Here is an 18,308-nt window from a genome sequence, read left to right as displayed (position 1 = left end):
TCCTGCGTCCTAGGGAACAACAAGATCCATTTCCTGCCAGGACGGCCGGGCTGGGCTTGCGCGGCGAAGCTCAAGATCAGTATCGCTGCCAATGAAATCGCGCAAGCGAAGCCTTTTGACTTTTGCTGGAACCAGCGTCGTTTGCTCTCCGGTTGCCTACTGCACGGTAAGTCTGACGGTATTGGTCTGCTGCAGCGATCCGCTTGTTGCAGTCACCGTCAACGCGTAAGTCTGGGGTTCATCCAGAGAGAAGCCGACACCGGAACCGCAACCCGTGATTGTAGCTAGTCCCACCAGTCCCCCTATGAGCAAGACCAACATCAATAGTCGTGTATCCAGCCTCCGCCGCAGCTTGTTGTTGACGACGAGCGGCAGTAGCAACAGAGACAGCATCGCTGGAACCTTGCCGCCGCCCAGCGGACTGGAGGGCGTCCGGTTGTGTGCCGTCGCAGCTTCTGTTTGGATGGTCATCGTCACTGTCTGTGCGCCTCCATTGACCGGAATGGTCGACGGGGTGAAGCTGGCTGTCGTTCCCGGTGGCAGGCCTCCAATGCTGAACGTCACCGGACCTGCGTAGTTCACCGAGTCTGGCGAAACGGAGAACGTATACGCCGCCACGTTGCCAGGCGCCACTGTCAGCGCATTCGCTCCAGTGCAGGCGAAGGTGAATTGCAGCGCTCCCACGACCACGGTCACTCCTGCGGCAGGAGTCGAACTCGCGACGAAGTTGATATCGCCGGAGTAACTGGCCGTAAGGACGTGCGTCGTGCCAGGCGAAAGCATCGGATTCGTGGAGGCGACTCCGCCACTTAGTGTCACCGTCTGTAGCGCCGTGCCGTTGTCGAAGAATGTCACAGTGCCCGTCGGCGTGCCGCTGGTCGTGGAAAGCACGGTCACTGTCAGTGTGCCCGCCTGGTTTGCGTTGACCGACGGACTGCTCGTTGTGATGCCGGTTGTTGTGGGTGCCTGTGTAACTGTCAGCGCTCCATCCGCCGTCGTCACAGTGTAGTCACCCACCTTAGCGCCAGAAGCCGTGGGAACAATCACGTAGCTGCCGACTGGTGATATGGGTGTTGCTGTAGTTGTGAAGCTCTCGCTGAACATGTCACTCGACTTCGCGCCCAGTACTGTGCCGGTGAACATCGGGTTCGCTGCACCATAGAGCCTTGTCGCGTTATTCGCTGTCACCTGCAATCCTGTTGCGGCAACAATGAAGCTCGCGGTTTTGGTGCCGGCGGTGTAGTTGACGTCGGCCGCCTCGGACGCCTGCAGCGTAACGGTGCCAATACCCGTTAGCGTTAACATCGAGCCTGAGACAGTTGCTGGGCCACTCGTCACCGTATAGGTAAACACGCCGGTCGAGTTCGAGCTCGCACTCACACTGAACGCGGCGGCGCCATAGCTCTGGTTCGGCACGGTGAAGCTAATCGTGGGTGCCACCATGGTTACCGTGAAACTCGCGCTCACCGGTGTCGCTGCGGCAAACGTAGTGTTGCCTGCTTGTGTGGCCTGGATGGTGCATGTACCTGCCGAGACCAGATTCACCGTCGATCCGGAGACAGTGCAGACCGTGGGGATCGTTGAGGCGAAGGTTACCGGTAGCCCAGAACTCGCTGTTGCGCTCACGTTGAACGCGGCAGTTCCAAAGGGCTGATTTGGCAGTGGCCCAAATGTAATCGTCTGCACCTGCTCCATAATGTCGATCGCGGCACTCGCTGTCAGCGCGGCTGGTTGAATATTGGCTCCCACGCCGGTAATAGGTATGTTCACCGAGAGCGTGTTGTCGCCCGCCGTTGTAATGATGAGGTTGTTGAAGCTCGCACCCATGCCACTGGCAGTGGTCGCAGGCCCCAGCCCGGTGACTGTGCTCGAGGCTCCACTGAAGAGAAGCGTAATCGGTACGCCGCCGATACTCTGGTTGTTTTCGGTCAACGAGACCACTGGAGCGGGACTGGAGACGGCTATGCCCACCACACCGTTGTAGCTGCCGCTACTCGGAACATTTGTGAACTGAACCGACTGGTAGTTGGTCTGGACTGCGCCCGCATCCACGCAGACCGTCGGTGTCTCATTGATCGAATAGTTGGTCGTGCGCGCAAAACCGCGCTGATCGGTAGTTAACCTCAGGGGAAGCAATGCGGCAGATCCAGCGCAGATAGCTGCGCTGCCCGGCAACGGCAGCATCGTTTGTACGGGGCCTCCGTAGTTGCCCAGCGGAGCCAGCATTGGGTCGCCATCGACAGTCTGTGTGTTGCTCGTGCAGGAAGCACAGTCGTCTTCTGCGCCCCCGGCATCAAGATTGTTGAAGAACATGTTATAGCTGAGGTTGGCGGTAGCGATATTGGCAACGCCCGCTCCAACCGAGCCGGAATTGCCTACGAAGATGTTATTGGTTGCGGTCACCGCCCCGCCAAAGCCAAAAATGGCTCCCCCTCCAGCGATGCCGGAGGAGTTGGCGCTGAACGTGCTATTACGAATCGTGGCCGTTCCGCCGTCGTTACAAATGGCGCCCCCATTGTTGGAGAAATTGGCGCTGAACGTGCTGTCGTCTACCGTGAGCGTGCCACCGTTGTCGATTGCGCCGCCAACACCGGTGTCGTCCAAGCTGGACGAATTACCGATAAAGCTGCTCGCGCTCACCACCAGGGTGCCGGAGTTACTAATTGCCCCACCTGCGTTGCCTGCCGTGGAATTGTCGTTGAAGCTGCTGTTGGTCACGGTCAGCACGCCGTTGTTCGAGATGCCGCCGCCGGGTCCAGTGGTATTGCCTTTCGCGATTGTCAGCCCCAAAAGAAACAGTTGCGCTCCGGAGTTGACCGTAAAGATGCTCCCAACTGTTGTCGATCCGCCACCAGAGAGGGTGAGGCTGCCCGCGCCCGGCCCAGCCATGGCGATCTGGCCGGTTAGTGATGGCAACGGAGTGAGAAGCAGAATCGTTCCGGTGACACCGGAAGAGAAGCCAACGTCGGCGAATCCATCGGTGTTAGCCAAGCCGATGGCGGCGCGCAGCGACCCGTTGCCTGAGTCGGCAGTGGTGCTCACCAGCACGTAGTTAGTCTGCACCGCCCCGCATCCACACAGGAGGAGACCAAGGAAACCCACGCTGGTCGGTGGTGGTACCCGAAGGAACCAACGTTGCTGAGCCAGCGCAGGTGGCTGAGCTGCCGAGTTGCGGCAGCATCGTCTGCGTATCCCCGCCGTAGTTGCCCAGTGGCAGCAGCTTGGGATCGGTAGTCGTTGCGTTGGTATTGGAGGTACAGCTGCTGCAGTCATCTTCTCCGACACCAACGTCCTGGTTATTGAAAAAACATTGTCGCTGGCATTGACGATCGAACCTCCAGCGAGAGTTAGGCTCTGATTCAAGATGGCGCCGCCAACGGCTGCCGCGGAATTGCCGGAGAAGGTGCTGTTGATCACCGTCACCACCGACGCAAAGGAGGCGCCGACCGAGCCGGTTTGGTTGTAGATTGCACCCCCAGCCGCGGCGGAGTTGCCGCTGAAGGTGCTGTTGATCACAATTAACGCGGCTGTAGAAGAGGGACCCGATACGTTGAAGAGGGCACCCCCAGCCGCAGCGGAGTTGCCGTTAAAGGTGCTATTGCTCACTGTTAGCGTGCCGACGTTGGTAATAGCACCACCATCCCCCTGACTGCCCAGCGCGGAATTATTGGAGAATGTGCAACCAGTCACCGTTAGCGTACCGAAGTTGGTGATGGCGCCGCCACCGACGGGATCGGTTCCATTGGCAATGGTCAGCCCGGAGATGCTCGCATTCGTCACCGCGCTACGGAAGGCAAAGACCGCAACCTGATTCGCCCCGGAGATGGTTAGGGTACTCACGCCCGGCCCCTGAATGGTCACGTTGTTGTTGATCGTCAGCGTGCTCGCCAACGTGATGGTACCCTTAAGCCCGTTACTGAAAACGATCGTGTCGCCGGAGTTGGCAGCGGAGAGGGTAGCACGTAGTGATCCCGCTCCGCTGTCGGCCAGTGTAGTCACCGTATCAGTGGAGGCGTATGCGCTGGCGGCAAATAAAAGCATTATTCCGGCCACGATGGCCCGCAGAGGGCGTTTGCTATGGCGGCGTAGCAAAAGGCTGGCAGACAAGGCAAAACTCAGAAGCGAATGCTGAGCTAGAGTCGAATGGGATGTGGCCACGATGATGGAATCCTCAGCAGAAACGAACGAAGTGTAATGTAAGTCGATGTGCAGCAGTAATTTCTGGCCAGCAGGCCGCTATATACACATTGTGCACGAAATCGTGCAGGCATTCTTCCGGCATCCCCTGGCGCGGGCGGACGGCCGTTTTCGCAAAGGCAAGACATCGCTTGCGAAACACGACGCCTCCCTCTTGGGATATTCAATTCTTTTCGTTCGATGTAGGTGATCCATAGGGCAGCTTAGCCAGAAGCGGAGCGATCTTTGCGATCCAAGAAGGATGATCGTGAGATAGGGATCTTGCATACTCCAGCGATTCTCTATCCCCTCTTTCGATCAAGAGGCTGACGTAGCTTTCCAGGCTGATTTGACTCCACGGCGAAAGCGTCCGCCGTCCGCTGTCTGCGAAGTACCACTTGCCGAAAAGCGTCCAGGGATCACTTTCACTCGAACTGAGAAGCTGCGAGCGAAGAGCGTGGATCTTCGCAAGATCGGGCAAAAGGCTCTGGTTATAGTTGGTTTGAGTCGCAGCAAAGTCGGCCAGGTCAAGCGCCCAGGAGGGAGGCACTTCGTGGGGAGGCATGTCCAGAATCTCAAGTGACGATCCATCTACCGCAAGCAGGGAAAGTCCATTGGGGCTGAATACAGCAAAATGCTCATTCCCATGGCCGCGAATCGGAAGGTGAAGCCTGTCTCCGGTGCGCGCATCCCACACTCGTATTGCTCCATCTGCAGCCACCGTTGCGACGAGGCGACTGTCCGGGCTGAACGATGCTCTTTCGACAGGGGCAGGATGTTGCAATGGAGGCGTGATTGGCTGACCAGTGTTTGCGTTCCATACGCGTGCTGTGTGGTCCAACGACGCAGTGACAACATTCGAACCGTCGGGACTGAAAGCTGCCGATTCTACAGCGAAGCCATGACGAAGAATCACGCCTGTGGGTGCGCCGGTTGCTGCGTCCCATATCTGAGCAGTCTCGTCACCGGACGCCGTAAGGATGTTCTTATCGTCGGGGCTAAAACGAGCGCTCAAGACGATATTTTTATGCCTAAGAGGTTTCAGCAGATGTGAGCCCGTGCGAGGGTCCAGGAGATCGGCTTTGTTATCGCCTGTTGCCACCAATAACTGGGAACCGTCGCGGTTGAAGCTAATGCCGTAGACTTCCTCGTGATAAAGAACAACGGGGGACTGGGGCTGGCCGGTGACCGCATTCCACGTACGCAGTTTGCCGTCGTCGGTCCCGGCCGCGATCATCTTGCCGTCACGGCTAAAGCTGACGCAGAGCACCGATCCGTGTACCTCGAGGGAGTCGGTGATCGGTTTTCCGCTGACGGCGTCCCATACTCTTACCTCACTTTCCGAGCTCCCGGTTACGACATGTCTCCCGTCGGGACTGAAGGCAGCGGAGATGACTGCGTCGTCATGCTGAAGAGGCTGGGTGAGTTGCGAGCCTGTGCGTGCATCCCACAGCCGCGCCGTGTGGTCAGCTGAAGCTGTGAGGATCTTCGTTCCATCGCTGCTGTAGCCTGCGTAGGTGATCGTCGCGGTATGCCCGTGCAGCTTGAGCGGAGTATTCGCGCGTTGTTCTGTCAAAAGTTCGAAGATCAGGGACGAAGCCGGATTGTCCCGGGGTTGCAGACGAAGACTGTCTGCCAGCAATCTCAAAGCTTCTGGTTTGCTTCCGTCATTGGCCAGTTCTAATGCCTGAAGATAATCCACGTATGCACGGCTAACCGTCGATCCGTCCGTGTTGCTGGAGGTGATCTGGGCCGGAATCACGCCGCTTGTCAGAAATACAGAGAGTACCAAAACAGACGTGGGGAGCAAACCCTGTTGCCGTGATCGATCATGGAGACAAAACATCAATTCCTCTTGAGCGTTATCGTTTCTTTAGCAAAGTCAAACCGAGGGCCTGCAATATTTCCCGCAGGCCCTCGGAAGACGGTTGACGGTGAGGTCATCTGTTTAGGTGCTATCGAATCTCAATGCCGTTCACCATAGGCTGGTCGTGCGCACCGTTGGAGAAAGCAATGACAATCTGACCGTTGACGGGTGTGATGTTGGCGAAGCTCTGAACGACCGCGGTGAAGTTGGCATTTCCGGCAGCCGCAAAGATATCAAAGTTCGTCAGCACCTGTGTTCCATTGATCGATACGTTGAACTGTCGGGAGTTCGCCGTTGGGAAGAAGAGTTCGGCGAAGTGGAGAACCACCGTGTAGGTTCTGGTGGCCGACAGGTTGGGGATCGTGTATGTAACGCCCCCTGGTGAGCATCCGCATACACCGCAGCAGGCGCGGCTATATTCGCGATCGCTGCGGGTATGGTGATGGAATGGCCTGGAGCATCATTGTTGCCGCCAACAAAGTCGGTATCGCCGATGAAGCTGCCAACTACCATCGAGCTGCCGGCATTGATCGCAATCACATCCGCAGACGCAGCCGCAGTTGACGTGGAAACCTGCTGCGAAGGCGGTGAAAGCACTCCGGCACCGTTCACCGCTTCGACTACGTAGTAGTACATGGTCGAAGGGGTGAGAGTCGTATCGGAAAAGCTAGTTGCTGTAAGGTTATTTGCGATCTGGGTAGCCGCAGACGGTGCGAAGCCCGCGGTGGTGCTCCTGAAGACCGTGTATGTGACTCCCGAACTAACGCTCGCTGTCCAACTCAGATTGACTATGTTTGACGAGCCAGTTGAGGCTGTCAGGGCTGTCGGGGCGGACGGTACGGCCGGTCCTCCTGTCTGAATCTCAATGCCGTTCACCATAGGCTGGTCGTTCGTGCCATTGGTGAAAGCGATGACGATCTGACCATTCACAGGAGTTATGTTGGGAAGGGTCTCGACAGCCGCCGTGAAGCTAGCGTTTCCGGCAGCCGCAAAGATATCGAAGTTCGTCAGCACCCGCGCTCCGTTGATTGACACGTTGAACAGGCGAGAGTTCGGTTTCGTGAAGAACAGTTCCGCAAAATGCAAGACCACGGTATAGGTGTTGCCTGCTGCCAGGTTAGGGACGGTGTAAGTGACGCCGCCTTGATGAGCATCTGCATACACCGCAGCGGGCGCAGCTATACTTGCGATCGGCGTGGGTATAGTGATGGCATGGTTTGTTGCATCATCGTTGCCGCCGGTGAAGTCCGTATCAGCGACGAAGGTTGCGTTGTTGGCGGAGTCGGGGACTGCTGTGGCACTGCCCGCATTGATTGCGATGACTTCAGTTACCCCTGAAGCGGCTAGCGTTTGTGTTGAGGCCTGCAGCGATGCTGCAAACCCGGCTCCGTTGACTGCTTCTACCACATAAAAGTAGGTCGTAGAGGCGGTGAGGCCCGTGTCTGAGTCGGTGGTGGCTGTCAGATTTTGTGCGATCTGATTGGCCGCCGTGGGAGTAAAGCCAGAGATGGTACTCCGGAAGACCGAGTATGTAACTCCCTGCGTGGTGCTCGCCGTCCAACTCAGATTGATCTGGCTTGACGATACTGCAGTCGGTGTCAGATTTGTAGGTGCAACCGGCAAGACCGGGGCAGCATTGCTAATGGTCAGGCTCAACGTTGCTGAGCCCGTCTGGCCGGTGGAGTTGGTGGCTGAGAGTGCGATGCTGAACGACCCGCTCGCTGTAGGCGTACCTGAGATGATTGCACCGTTGAGGCTGAGACCCGCAGGTAGAGCAGTAGCGCCGAAGCTTGCGGCGGTTGGGTTCGACGTGATCGTGTAACTGAACGGCTGGCCGACCGTTGCTGTTGCGGTCGAAGAGCTGGTAATGACGGGCACCGCAGCGTTCACGGTCAAGCTCAGTGTTGCTGAGCCCGTCTGGCCGGTCGAGTTGGCGGCCGACAGCGCGATGCTGAACGACCCGGTTGTTGTTGGTGTACCCGAGATGACTGCGCCGCTAAGGCTCAAACCCGCAGGGAGGCCAGTGGCGCTGAAGCTCGCAGCGGTTGGGTTGGACGTAATGGTATAGCTGAAAGGCTGTCCTACGGTCGCCGTCTCAGTGAGAGGGCTATTGATGACCGGCGTCGTAGGCGGCGGAGTCGAGCCCGGAGTGAAGGAGCCGAAAACGTAAAACTCGTTGATCTGGTATCCAAACGGCGCGTTGACGCGAACAGTTCCATTCATACGGAAGAACTCGGCTGTGACTGGGGGCAGGTCGTTGTAGGACTGTAGTTTGTTGTTGGCGCCGTTGTTTGCGGTGGCCATGTTTTGCCAGCCGGTGGAACAGGCTCCTGAGGTACTGTTGACCGTGCCGGTGCAGGCATCGATGGTGTACACCAGAGCGGCAGAGCCGCCCCACTGAATGGCGAATCCATCGACTGTTGCAGGCGATCCGAGATCGACATAGATAAACGATGGGTCTAGACCTGGAACGCCCGTGTTGGAGTTTCCATTGGGTGCATGGATCGTCTCCCAGTTGTCATTCACATTGTTATCGAACGCGTTTGCCTTCACATTGCCGCCGTTGCTGCTGGTAGCGAACGCTGGCTTGAAGAAGGCCAGGTTCGTGTCGCCGGGCGCAGTCCAAGCCGCAGATTGGTTCTGTGTCACCACGGTCACGTCGTTGGCATCGATGACACCGTCTCCATTCAGATCGAAGATGGCATTCGCCGTATTAACCGAGCCAGTTTTTTGCAGCGTGACTTCCGCGCTGTCAAAGCCGTCAACATGGTGATCCTGGCTGACGTCGCCGTAAAGAACGTTGAAGGGAATATCCTGCACGGCATTGCTGGTAAGTGTGGTGTTGATGTTCGAGAGGTGGAGGTCCAGAGCCTGCGCATTCGCAACGCCGGTGAGTTGTACCGTCATAATGGTCTGTGTAGGATCGAGCGTTGGTGTTCCTGCCACTCCTGTCACGTTTGCTGTACCGGGCTGGCCTTGAAGAACTGCAGTCGGAGTTGCGGTCAGAGGCGCGGCAAACTGAACCTTGATGGTGTACGTCTGGTGGGCCGGAACGCGTGGTTCAGTAAGAGGCACGGGCGAGGGGAAGAGGGGAACGGCAAGCATCTGCGAACCCGAGGGCTGCAGGGAGCTGGCTTGCAGAACCGGGTCTGCCGTCAGATCGCTTATGTCGCTCTGCGAAAGGGCGCGGTTGTAGATGCGGACTTCGTCGAGATTGCCTGCAAAGCCGTCGACTCCGTTGGGATCGGGGGTTCCGTTCAAGACAGCATTCTGCTCGCCGAACCACAGTTGGCCGAGACCATTTGCATTCTGTGCCGGCGCCGTGTTCGTCTGCTTTACTCCGTTGATGTAGAGATAGCGAACGCCCTTGACGCCGTCCTGCACCAGCGCGACATGCGTCCACGAATCTTCGCTGACGGGGGGCCTACCAGGTCGCCCGCAGGACCACGTGCGACCCAGTTGCCGGCTCCGTTGATGAACAGGCCGTAGAGAGCTCCCCGATCCGCGGACTTCACAATGATGGAGGACTCACCTGGATGCTCTCCATCCGGATCGCCGGCCACATTCAGGCAAAAGACCCAGGCGCTGAGGGTAAAGCTCTGCGAACTGGTGAAATCCAGGTCCGGAGCATCCGCAATGTGCAGAGAATCCGATGTATGAGTGCCATGGAAGGACCACGAGCCATTGATAAGACCACTTGCGATGCCATGGTCTTCATCCGCGGCTTGTGGCTTTGTCGCAGTATGACCGTGTCCTGTCACATCCGCGGAGTTCAAAGATGACGGGTTCGTGACACCCTCGTCGAGAGGCCAGTAGGCGACAAGCCCCTGCTCCTCAAACTGCGCAAGGGTCGTAGCGGAAGCCGTTTGACTGCTCAGCGAATGGCCGGCTGAGTTTGTCGCCTGTACCGTGTAGAAGTACGTCGTGTTGGGGGCCACTGTCTGATCGGCGAAGGAGGTTGCATTATTGGACAGCGGTGGGTTTATGTTCAGGGGTGAGAAGTTGTTGGCATTGCCTGTAGAGCGAAGGACCGTGAAACCTGTGTTATCGGTTCCACTGAAAGACCAGTTCAACGTGATCTGGTTAGCGCTATTGGCCGTCGCGGAGAGTGAGCCAGGTGTCTCTACAGGTGCGCCGGTCGCGACGGGCGCCGGCCCGTACACGAAGAGATAGCCAGGCTTGTTATCCGAAGGTTGAGAGAAGGTGACGGTCTGACCGGCAGTATTTACGAACTGGCCGGTCTGAGTAGGGGGCTGAAAGCAGGAGAAGTAGACCTTGCCGTTATCTACGATCGGCAGTGCCCACGTGGCACTGGCGCACGTTCCGCCTTGCCCATTCGGAAGCGAGGCATTGGCGCTGAAGATCGCGCTCGGGACGTTGTTCGCATCCCAGGCAAAGATGCCGTTGTTGACCTGCCACACGACACCACCGGAGGTAGGGCTGCTAGCCGATATAAAGTTTCCGGAGGTGAACAGGGGCGAACCTTGCGTCGACATGGTTTCACTGGAAGAGATGAAACCTCCCGTCGCTGCATCGAAACCGACCGCGCGCCGGTGGACCGCCGAGCTTGCACCATAGTAAATGGCGCCGTTGAAGTAAGTCGGCGTGTTAAAGATGCCTGCATTCGGTTCGATAATCTGCTGGACAGCGTTGGGGTTTGAAGCGCTTGTATCATTTTGTGTGATTCCGCCAAGATTGGTGCGATCCAGAAGATACATGACGCCAGCTTTGCCGCCGACGAGCATGAGGTTTCTGGTCTCACCGTCGGCTCCAGGCAGAGGCGGCAGCAGAAGCAGGCCGCCTGAACCAAGATCGCGGTCTCCATTGTTGAACGTATTCCATTGGCTTGGCGTAAACCAATGGAAGTTGCTGCTGGAATCCTGAGCGAACGGGACCCTCATCTCGGGCTCCCCGCGGTAGTTCACGATCGTCGTCGGATCGGTGGAAAGGGAGAGCACGCTCATCGCGAAGTCAGTCCCGGTATTGAACGGACCATTGGAGTCGCTGCGGGACAGGTTCTGATTCCAGCTGCCATTGCCGGTTGCGAAGAACAATTGATTGGTATTCGGGTCGAGCGCAGGACTTGCCCCGCCCATCCAGACGCCTGCCTCTTCGTCAGAGCCGGTAGGATGCGTGTTGAATTCCCCTGCAGGGTCATGCTTGCCGGGTTGCTTACGTTGTAGCCCAGGACCAATCCCCAATAGGGCGTCTGATCATTGTGAGAGGCGTATGCGAGATACAAGGTATGGTGAGCACTGTCTAGTGTCAGTGCCGAACGCAAGTGCTGGTGCTCCGGCACGAACGGAATCCTGCCACTCTGGCTGGGGGTGACGATGTCGCAAGTAGTATTCGCGACACATGCCTGTGGCGTGTAGTCTCCATTGAATTCGGGGTCTATGATCGTAAAACCCTTTACATTGCCCGTCTTCACATCAAGCGCGTAAAGCACCTGCATGAATGGCGTCGCGGCGGGAAGGTCCTGCGTGTCTTTGACAGAAACCACGACATAGAGTGTGCCGGTCACCGTATCAATTACCGGTGTCTCTGTGAGTCCCAGAAGCGGGGTGATGTCCGCCGCTCCCTTGATGTCCTCATAGGCCTCTGCCTGACCATTCGGAGTAGGACCATTCTTGTAATTCACCAGCGGCATTACCCACAGATAATTCTGGTTCACCTTGTTGCAACCGTCGGAGGTTCTGTCCCCATCGATCGCGTAAACAGTGCCATTTTGAGTGGCAACATAAACTGCATTGTGTTGGGCACCGTCGGGAAAAGAGCCGGGCAATTTAGTTGATGTCGTCGAAGTGAGATAGAGCGGCTGCGCGTTGACCTGACCATCCACCTGCTCCGCGAACAAGCACGTTACGTTACCAGAGCCCGAGACAAACGCCGGAGTCAGCGTCTGCTCAGTAGGATTTACTCCCGTGTGACTGGTATTCACTTGCCACGTAGTAATGTCCATTTGGGCAGAGGAAAGCCTGCAATTGAACACAATAAAAGCGAACGAGATAACCAGGGCAATAAGCTTATTGAGACGCATTCATAAACTCCTATTGGCGACAAACTGTTGAGAAGGATAAGAAAGAAGAAATAGTTGAAACACCCAATACATCGAGCAAACTTCCCGGTGATTCCACTTCATTGTTCCTGCACAGCGCCGTCTGGTGGTCGCCTCGCGGTCGATCACGGAGGTACCGGTCGGATTGTTTTTGCCCCAGGTGTCCTGCAATTGTCCGAAGGACTGGAGCGTGTCGTAGCTGCCAGCCAGGTTGCGAGTTGACAAGGTCCTGCACGGAGCGCCCAGAAAGCAAAGCGACTCGATCTTCAATCTGCGCAGAACCGATCTGCATGATGGATGAGGGGCGATTTGGATCGAGGAGGGTGCCCGCATCGCTCACCCGGATGACGGTGTTGATTGGAGCGATGGCGAGTTGGAGAGTCTGTTCGACCGGGATCGCAGACCTTATCGCCAACGTGTTCGAGATGGGGGAAAAGCCCTGCTTTTCAACGTCCAACCTGTAGACGCCGTACGCCAGCCTTTCGATTTTGGCCGAGCCGTCGGCGTCGGTGGTGAGTTCGCTGAAATATTGGTTAGCTTGGCTGGTGAGAGAGACAGTGGCCTTGAGGCCAAGTCCGGTCGAATCGATAACCTTGAGACGAAGTTCACTCGTGTTGACCTGGGCCACAAGAGGGCCCGCGATAAAACAGAGCGAAAATGTGGGGAGTATCTTCATAAAGTACTAAGCCGATCATTCGATAGACGATGCTCTCTGCATCCTTTTCACTCTTACTCTGAGTAGTGGATATTCTGCTGGCGAAACATTAACAACGAGGGTGTTGTTAAACTGCGGTGTTGCCTGTCCTATCATCGAGCGAATAAATAGGCTGCTTGAAGCCGAGCGCTGGAGCGATAAATATCGGACTGAACTATCTCCCAATGAAGCGTGTGACGTCTTTCGATTGAGTTCAACTCAATCGGGCCAGTAAGAGGTCTTCGCCTTGGTACAGTTTTGCCGTACAAAGGGGTAGGTAGAAGCCAAGATTTCCCTACGGCTATTCAATGGAAATTAATGGGGAGGTAGGGGGAGGTTAACTTTCGTGGAAAAATTTTTAGCGTAGAGTGCGTGTGCTTGTTTCAAACAGAGCGACAATTCGAGTCTGCCGTGCGCTCTTTATTGTCTCCTTCGCCGGTTCGACTGATTTATCGAATCACCAAATTTTATAACGTGAAAGTAATCTAGCATGCCACTACAAAATATTTCCAAGAAACTTGTCAAAAGATTGTCACTAATGCACTCTCAAAAAGTCTGATCTAGATGAATGATTCTCCAGTTAGTCGTTCTTAACTTCCTCAATTTGAAATTTTATTTGCTGCGTGCTGCTCCGAATGCGTAGATGCGAATAAGCGTAAATTCATTGCATCAATAGCAAACCAGGACAGGTCGAGATCTGCGCAACAGCAAGCTGTGGCTGTGTTCGAGCCTGGATACGCGATGGGTCACGTCGCAGAGCAGAACAGTTTGCGCAGGTGCCACTCCGCTGAGGAAAGCCGCCACCTTCGGCGGCCCCCAATGCTTTAATACCCACTCAGTCTACTTACAGTTCGACCGGCGCGTAGGAGTTGATTTCGCAGTTGAGGGAGATTTCTTCGAAGCCGGGTGTGGTCCAGGATGATTGTTGCATGATTACCTCTAGCGGGGAGTGGTATTGCTTAGGGTGAGTGTAGTCGATCCCGGAAATCCGAACGATCACGTCGCGATATAGCGCCACATAGATCGAGGCACATGAGTTGCTGTCGCAGCCAGGAGGAATCATCGGCCGGATCGCGGTTAGGCCGCGATCCGGCTGAATTCTATCTACCCTGTATGCTAGTTAATTTCGATCGCACTCAGCAGAGAACTGTTGACGACCGAGGTGAACGTAACTACGAAAGTGCCGTTGGAGTCCGCATTTCCCGTTAGCTCCTGTATCACTGCCTTGTTCTTGGCGCCCGCCGCGGCGAAGATGTCAAAATTTGTCATCACCTGCGTTCCATTGATGTTGATATTGAAGGTGCGGGAGCCGACAGTGGAGAAGAAGGTTTCGGCAAAATGTAGCCTTACCGTATGGCTCGATCCAGGGACAAAGCCAGCAAGCGTGTAGGTAAAGTTCCCCTGGCGCCCGTCCTGATACACGGCCATCGGCGCAGCATTCGTAACACCACTGAGATCGATGACGTTCTTGTGGCTAAGAATCGAACCGCCTGCAAAGTCTACGTCCGAAAGGAAGGGAGCGACTCCCGGACCGCCTGCGTTGATCTGGGCGCTGCTTACTGTCGGACATTGGCTGATTGAGGCGCTGGCCTGGGTTGACGTAACCGATAGCCCCGCCAAATCTACTGCCTGCACGACATAGTAGTAAGGCGTCTGACACATTCCCGTCGTATCTTCATACTTCGTGCCGGACACTACGGTCGCGACCTGGTTGGCGGCTGATGGGATGAAGCCAGACGTGGTGCCGCGGAACACGTTGTAGTACCCAACCGTGCAGCCTGCGGGAGCCGTGCTGGCGCTCCATGTCAGTGCAATGGCATTGTTGGAGTCTTCCGCCGCGCTAAGTCCGCCCGGCGCCTGCGGCAGGACGCTGCAACTATTGCTTCCACCCGCGGTGACGGTCATCGAGTCAAGGCGGGAGACACTTTGAGTGGCCACGTTGAAGACTTGAACGGTGTTTTGGCCTGCATTCAAGGGGACCGCAATGCTTACAGTACTAAAGGTCTCGAAGTCCCCGGTGACCGGGAAGTTCAGGTCCGAAGTCATGACGGTGCCGTTCACCAGGATGCCCTCTGGCCTATTCAAAACTCCTGGAAAAAGGCCGGTGGCGAATGCATAGCGAATCGTCAAAGTGTAGGTGCCAGCGGTCGGTACCACCACGTTCGAGAACGTCGCCGTGCCGTCAGTCGTATAGGCCATATCGACGGTCTCTTTGGCGGGATTCATCGCGTTCGATGAGGTGATATAGGAAGGAAACCAGGAACTCAACTGCTCGAAGCAATCGAAGCCATTGAGCAGAGCATCCTTGAAGTAATACTGCGTTCCGCCCGCAACAGCTACACCAGCGACCGTGCCGTCGCCGCGCGAGGTGGGGAACTGCGCAGGACAGGGTCCGGCCAAGGCCGCCCCTACTCCCAGAGACAACAACATCAATAAGACAAGAGATGCTCTTTTCATTACAGTGCCTTTCAGTGGCTACATTCAACGTTGGGGACAAACAATCGACAGGTTCCGCCAGGTCAATCGTAGGGGGAGATCAATTTTTAGTGGCTTCGCGACAAGATAAGACTCATGTACACAGTGAGTTGTGCCATCAATCGGAGATCGCGTCCTGTGCGTGGCCAAGATTCCGGCCACGCACAGGGTTAGACAAGGGATCAGTCATATTGATTCATCAATATCTCTTCCTACTGAATGGTGACGCCATCGAAGGTTGAGATATTGAGTGTTGACTCCCGTTTTGAGGTAACGGCGAGGCCGGCGGTGACAGATCCGGTCATACTGACATCCCTGGTAGAGATCAGAGTCCAACTGACGCCATCGGGTGACGCATAGCCAGAGAACGTATTACCCGAGCGCTGAAGTTTGACCCACACCGGGACGTTTTGCTGGGCTTGTCCCAAGTCTGTGGTGCCTCCTCCATCGGCCGCGCGAACGATCATGGCGACACCATGCCCTGGGGTGGCAAACACCGCGGCGAAGGCTGCATTGTCAGCAGTGGTAGAGCGAATCATGACGCCTGACTTGGCCCACACATCGGTATCGGTCTGAGTCGCAACGTGCGCGATGACCGTGAAGTCGCCGGTTGCCGACTGATAGGCGTAGTTGAACTGATCGGCGGTGCCGAAGATATCGCTTCCGCTGCCTCCTACCGTGAAACTGCCTCCGTTTGCGCTGAAGGTGCCAGCGGTTCCCGGATTGCCGATGTCAAGATCGGTAAACTGAACGCCGGCCGAGTTGACCGTTAGAGAGATGTTCGTGGTATGGCTCAGCGAGCCCGAGGTTGCAGTGACCGGAATAATATAGTTTCCGGGCAACGTCGATGCGCTGGTGGCGAGGGTTAGCGATGAGGTTGCCGCTCCGGAAATCGAGTCAGGCGTAAACGTCGCCGTCACTCCCACTGGGAGGCTGGGAGCACTGAGAGCAACAGTGGAGCTAAAGCCGTTCTCGGGTGTTGCTGTAATCGTGAAAGACGCGCTGTTTCCCGCTTGAAGCGCGCTCATTGCAGGAGTCACAGAGACGGTGAAATCCGGGCTGGGGACTGTGGAGGAGACGGTTAGAGCGACTTGAGCGTCGTGTAGGCTATTTGCGCTAAAGCTGGTGAATAAAGGAAAGTAGGCTCGTTTTGTGGCAGAGGCAGAGGTAGCGATCGTGATAGTCGCCGACTGCGGTGTAGGATCACCTGCAAAAGTGAACTGTGGCAACGTGGGGGCCGTGGAGGTTGCAGGAAGACCGGAGGTACTCATTGAGACGACGCCGGTGAAGCCATTCACTGGAGTGGCCGTGACAGTGTAGACCACCGGCGTTCCAGGCAGAACGGTCTGCGCAGATGTTGGCGTAATGGTGAAGACGTAGTCGGGAGCTGTAGGATTGGCAACCGTCAACGAACCCTCCCAGACATTTTCGAGCGCGCCACTCTGGCCGATAACCTCGATATTTCCTGTGCTCAACATCGGAGCTGGAGTCGTCGTTGTATTGACAGTCAGGGTGACGGGGACGGTTACTCCCGGAGTCAAACTGACGCTTGACGCGCTGAAAGAGGCAGAGGATCCCTTGTTGCTGCAGGATACCTTGCCAACCGTGGTCCAGGTGCAGCTGCCAGGCAGATGCGCTGCGGAGAGCTTGACGATACCGGTAAATGTGCTACTCGCGGTTACATTCAGGTTATACGCGACAGCGCCACCGGGCGTTACAGTCTGGCTCGGTTGCTGCGAAGTAATAGTAAAAGTGGGAACAGTCGCGGGATCTGAGTTGGGAACAGTCTTTGCAGGACAGAAAGTAATCTGATAGCCCGAAGAGGGCAGAGGAGCTACATTGAAGTCGCTGCTTGGGTCGTCAAAGGCATAACCGTAGACCGAGGGACAGGACTGCTTGAGCACGGCTCCGCGGTAGTTTGTATCCCAATTCACGTTGTTGCAGGCCTGCGGCGAGGCATAGGGTCCCGCGCAGCAGTAGTTCGCCGTTCCAAACTTGCTGCAGAGACTCTTGCATCCGACGACCTGTCCAGCGCTGTTGAGCATCTGCTGGCCAGCGGGGCAGGAGCTGCGCAGATCCACTTGGCACCCAGCGTTGACCGCATGGGTAGGATTTGGATCGTTGAGTTGAACGGAGATGGGGAAGTCAAAGCCATCAACCAGGCTGATGTCGTAGTTGTCGGCCCCTGTCGCGGAGCCGGTAAGGGTGAATTCGGCAAGACTCGTGTTGCCCGCTCCGGCGTGCTGGCATTGCAGGCCGCCACAGTCGCCGGTCTGGCAGGAGCCCTTTCCATTAGCGTCGAAGGTGCACTGACGACGTCCCCAAAAGCGGCCACCAACCCACGGAGTTGGCAGTGAGGTGCTGACGGTCGCGCCGGCGGGAAGTTCCAGGCCGCCTGACGAGCCGTTGAAGACAGGGATGGGATTGCCTGCACCAGCAACCCATACGGTTTCGGAACAGTTGTTCGTGATGACGAATTGACGGGTTTGGGCAATGGCCATGCCGCCTAATGCGCAAAGGACCATCAGTGCCACATGGGACGATGTCATCCACCTGCGTCGACTACGCGATACACCGAGCGAACCGCCCTCCATCGGGTGAGCCTTTCGGGATGGGAGTACGGAGAAAAACAAAGATATAAAGTTCTGCAAGATTGAGTTCAAGAAGTGCCTCCCGGTAAACAACGACTAGTTTAGAAGCAAAGTTGGACAATCCAACTTCGAGGAACATAAGTCTTCACATGTGTACTGTAAACGGTACGAAGGTAGTGCTACCTTCGTGCGATAAAGGTTCCTCTCGACCGCGTCTAAGAAAAGCCGAACATTTGTAACCAAGGAAGATACAGTGTGATTGAATATTCATTAATTATTAGTTAACAGCTCTACGCTAGGGAGTTAAACATGGAATTACAAACTCATTTTTTGGCGATGAATTTCGGCCAAGGCAAAGCCATTGCGGCTTCGCCTGCCTCAGGAAGAATAGGCGAGAGAGCCAAACTTTTTTGACTTTGCTAAGGAATCAGGCCTATATCCTTAGAG

General features: G+C 56.2%; 12 protein-coding genes. 1 reads left to right on the top strand and 11 read right to left on the bottom strand.

Going from position 1 to position 18,308, the window contains the following annotated elements; translation table 11 throughout:
• Nucleotides 1-156 precede the first annotated feature (156 nt).
• Both RBB80_RS09490 and RBB80_RS09485 read right to left on the bottom strand, forming a co-directional pair.
• On the bottom strand, nucleotides 157-2,226 hold the full coding sequence (locus RBB80_RS09490; protein ID WP_433969590.1) for an Ig-like domain repeat protein: 2,070 nt from the start codon (nucleotides 2,224-2,226) through the stop codon (nucleotides 157-159).
• Nucleotides 2,227-3,052: 826 nt separating this feature from the next.
• Entirely contained in the window at nucleotides 3,053-3,181 is a 129-nt protein-coding gene (locus RBB80_RS09485; protein WP_433967969.1) for a hypothetical protein, read from the bottom strand.
• Between the two features lie 495 nt (nucleotides 3,182-3,676).
• On the opposite strand from RBB80_RS09485, the gene RBB80_RS09480 reads away from it, so the two are divergent.
• Complete coding sequence (locus RBB80_RS09480) at nucleotides 3,677-3,811, top strand: hypothetical protein (protein ID WP_433967968.1); 135 nt, start codon at nucleotides 3,677-3,679, stop codon at nucleotides 3,809-3,811.
• A gap of 549 nt (nucleotides 3,812-4,360) precedes the next feature.
• On the opposite strand, the gene RBB80_RS09475 is transcribed toward RBB80_RS09480, so the two are convergent.
• The 9 genes from RBB80_RS09475 to RBB80_RS09435 form a co-directional block, all read right to left on the bottom strand.
• Complete coding sequence (locus RBB80_RS09475) at nucleotides 4,361-5,938, bottom strand: WD40 repeat domain-containing protein (RefSeq protein WP_433967967.1); 1,578 nt, start codon at nucleotides 5,936-5,938, stop codon at nucleotides 4,361-4,363.
• Between the two features lie 193 nt (nucleotides 5,939-6,131).
• Entirely contained in the window at nucleotides 6,132-6,371 is a 240-nt protein-coding gene (locus tag RBB80_RS09470) for a malectin domain-containing carbohydrate-binding protein (protein ID WP_433967966.1), read from the bottom strand.
• Entirely contained in the window at nucleotides 6,287-9,427 is a 3,141-nt protein-coding gene (locus RBB80_RS09465) for a malectin domain-containing carbohydrate-binding protein (RefSeq protein WP_433967965.1), read from the bottom strand. The genes RBB80_RS09470 and RBB80_RS09465 overlap by 85 nt, the downstream gene beginning before the upstream one ends.
• Entirely contained in the window at nucleotides 9,379-10,539 is a 1,161-nt protein-coding gene (locus RBB80_RS09460; RefSeq protein ID WP_433969589.1) for a fibronectin type III domain-containing protein, read from the bottom strand. The genes RBB80_RS09465 and RBB80_RS09460 overlap by 49 nt, the downstream gene beginning before the upstream one ends.
• Before the next feature lie 464 nt (nucleotides 10,540-11,003).
• Nucleotides 11,004-12,083: a hypothetical protein gene (locus RBB80_RS09455; RefSeq protein WP_433967964.1), complete on the bottom strand. Its 1,080-nt coding sequence runs from the start codon at nucleotides 12,081-12,083 to the stop codon at nucleotides 11,004-11,006.
• A gap of 10 nt (nucleotides 12,084-12,093) precedes the next feature.
• The gene (locus tag RBB80_RS09450; protein WP_433967963.1) at nucleotides 12,094-12,777 is read right to left on the bottom strand and encodes a carboxypeptidase-like regulatory domain-containing protein; all 684 of its coding nucleotides are present in this window, start codon (nucleotides 12,775-12,777) and stop codon (nucleotides 12,094-12,096) included.
• A gap of 862 nt (nucleotides 12,778-13,639) precedes the next feature.
• Entirely contained in the window at nucleotides 13,640-13,858 is a 219-nt protein-coding gene (locus RBB80_RS09445; RefSeq protein WP_433967962.1) for a hypothetical protein, read from the bottom strand.
• Between the two features lie 53 nt (nucleotides 13,859-13,911).
• Nucleotides 13,912-15,252 (bottom strand): malectin domain-containing carbohydrate-binding protein, encoded by a 1,341-nt coding sequence (locus RBB80_RS09440; protein WP_433967961.1) that lies wholly within the window; start codon nucleotides 15,250-15,252, stop codon nucleotides 13,912-13,914.
• A 230-nt stretch (nucleotides 15,253-15,482) separates the two neighbouring features.
• Nucleotides 15,483-17,771 (bottom strand): thaumatin family protein, encoded by a 2,289-nt coding sequence (locus RBB80_RS09435; RefSeq protein WP_433967960.1) that lies wholly within the window; start codon nucleotides 17,769-17,771, stop codon nucleotides 15,483-15,485.
• Nucleotides 17,772-18,308: the final 537 nt, after the last annotated feature.

The sequence above is a fragment of the Tunturiibacter gelidiferens genome, assembly GCF_051013345.1.
Lineage (GTDB): Bacteria > Acidobacteriota > Terriglobia > Terriglobales > Acidobacteriaceae > Edaphobacter > Edaphobacter gelidiferens_A.
The sequence above is the reverse complement of the archived record's forward strand: the minus strand, read 5'-3'. Positions and strand labels throughout refer to the sequence as shown.

Excerpts from the sequence above, each read along its gene's own strand:
- RBB80_RS09490 (WP_433969590.1), bottom strand. The coding sequence starts at position 2,226 with ATGCTGGCTCCGCTGGGCAACTACGGAGGCCCCGTACAAACGATGCTG.
- RBB80_RS09485 (WP_433967969.1), bottom strand. The coding sequence starts at position 3,181 with ATGCTGCCGCAACTCGGCAGCTCAGCCACCTGCGCTGGCTCAGCAACG.
- RBB80_RS09460 (WP_433969589.1), bottom strand. The coding sequence starts at position 10,539 with ATGTCGACGCAAGGTTCGCCCCTGTTCACCTCCGGAAACTTTATATCG.
- RBB80_RS09455 (WP_433967964.1), bottom strand. The coding sequence starts at position 12,083 with ATGCGTCTCAATAAGCTTATTGCCCTGGTTATCTCGTTCGCTTTTATT.
- RBB80_RS09450 (WP_433967963.1), bottom strand. The coding sequence starts at position 12,777 with ATGAAGATACTCCCCACATTTTCGCTCTGTTTTATCGCGGGCCCTCTT.
- RBB80_RS09445 (WP_433967962.1), bottom strand. The coding sequence starts at position 13,858 with ATGATTCCTCCTGGCTGCGACAGCAACTCATGTGCCTCGATCTATGTG.
- RBB80_RS09440 (WP_433967961.1), bottom strand. The coding sequence starts at position 15,252 with ATGAAAAGAGCATCTCTTGTCTTATTGATGTTGTTGTCTCTGGGAGTA.
- RBB80_RS09435 (WP_433967960.1), bottom strand. The coding sequence starts at position 17,771 with ATGGCCATTGCCCAAACCCGTCAATTCGTCATCACGAACAACTGTTCC.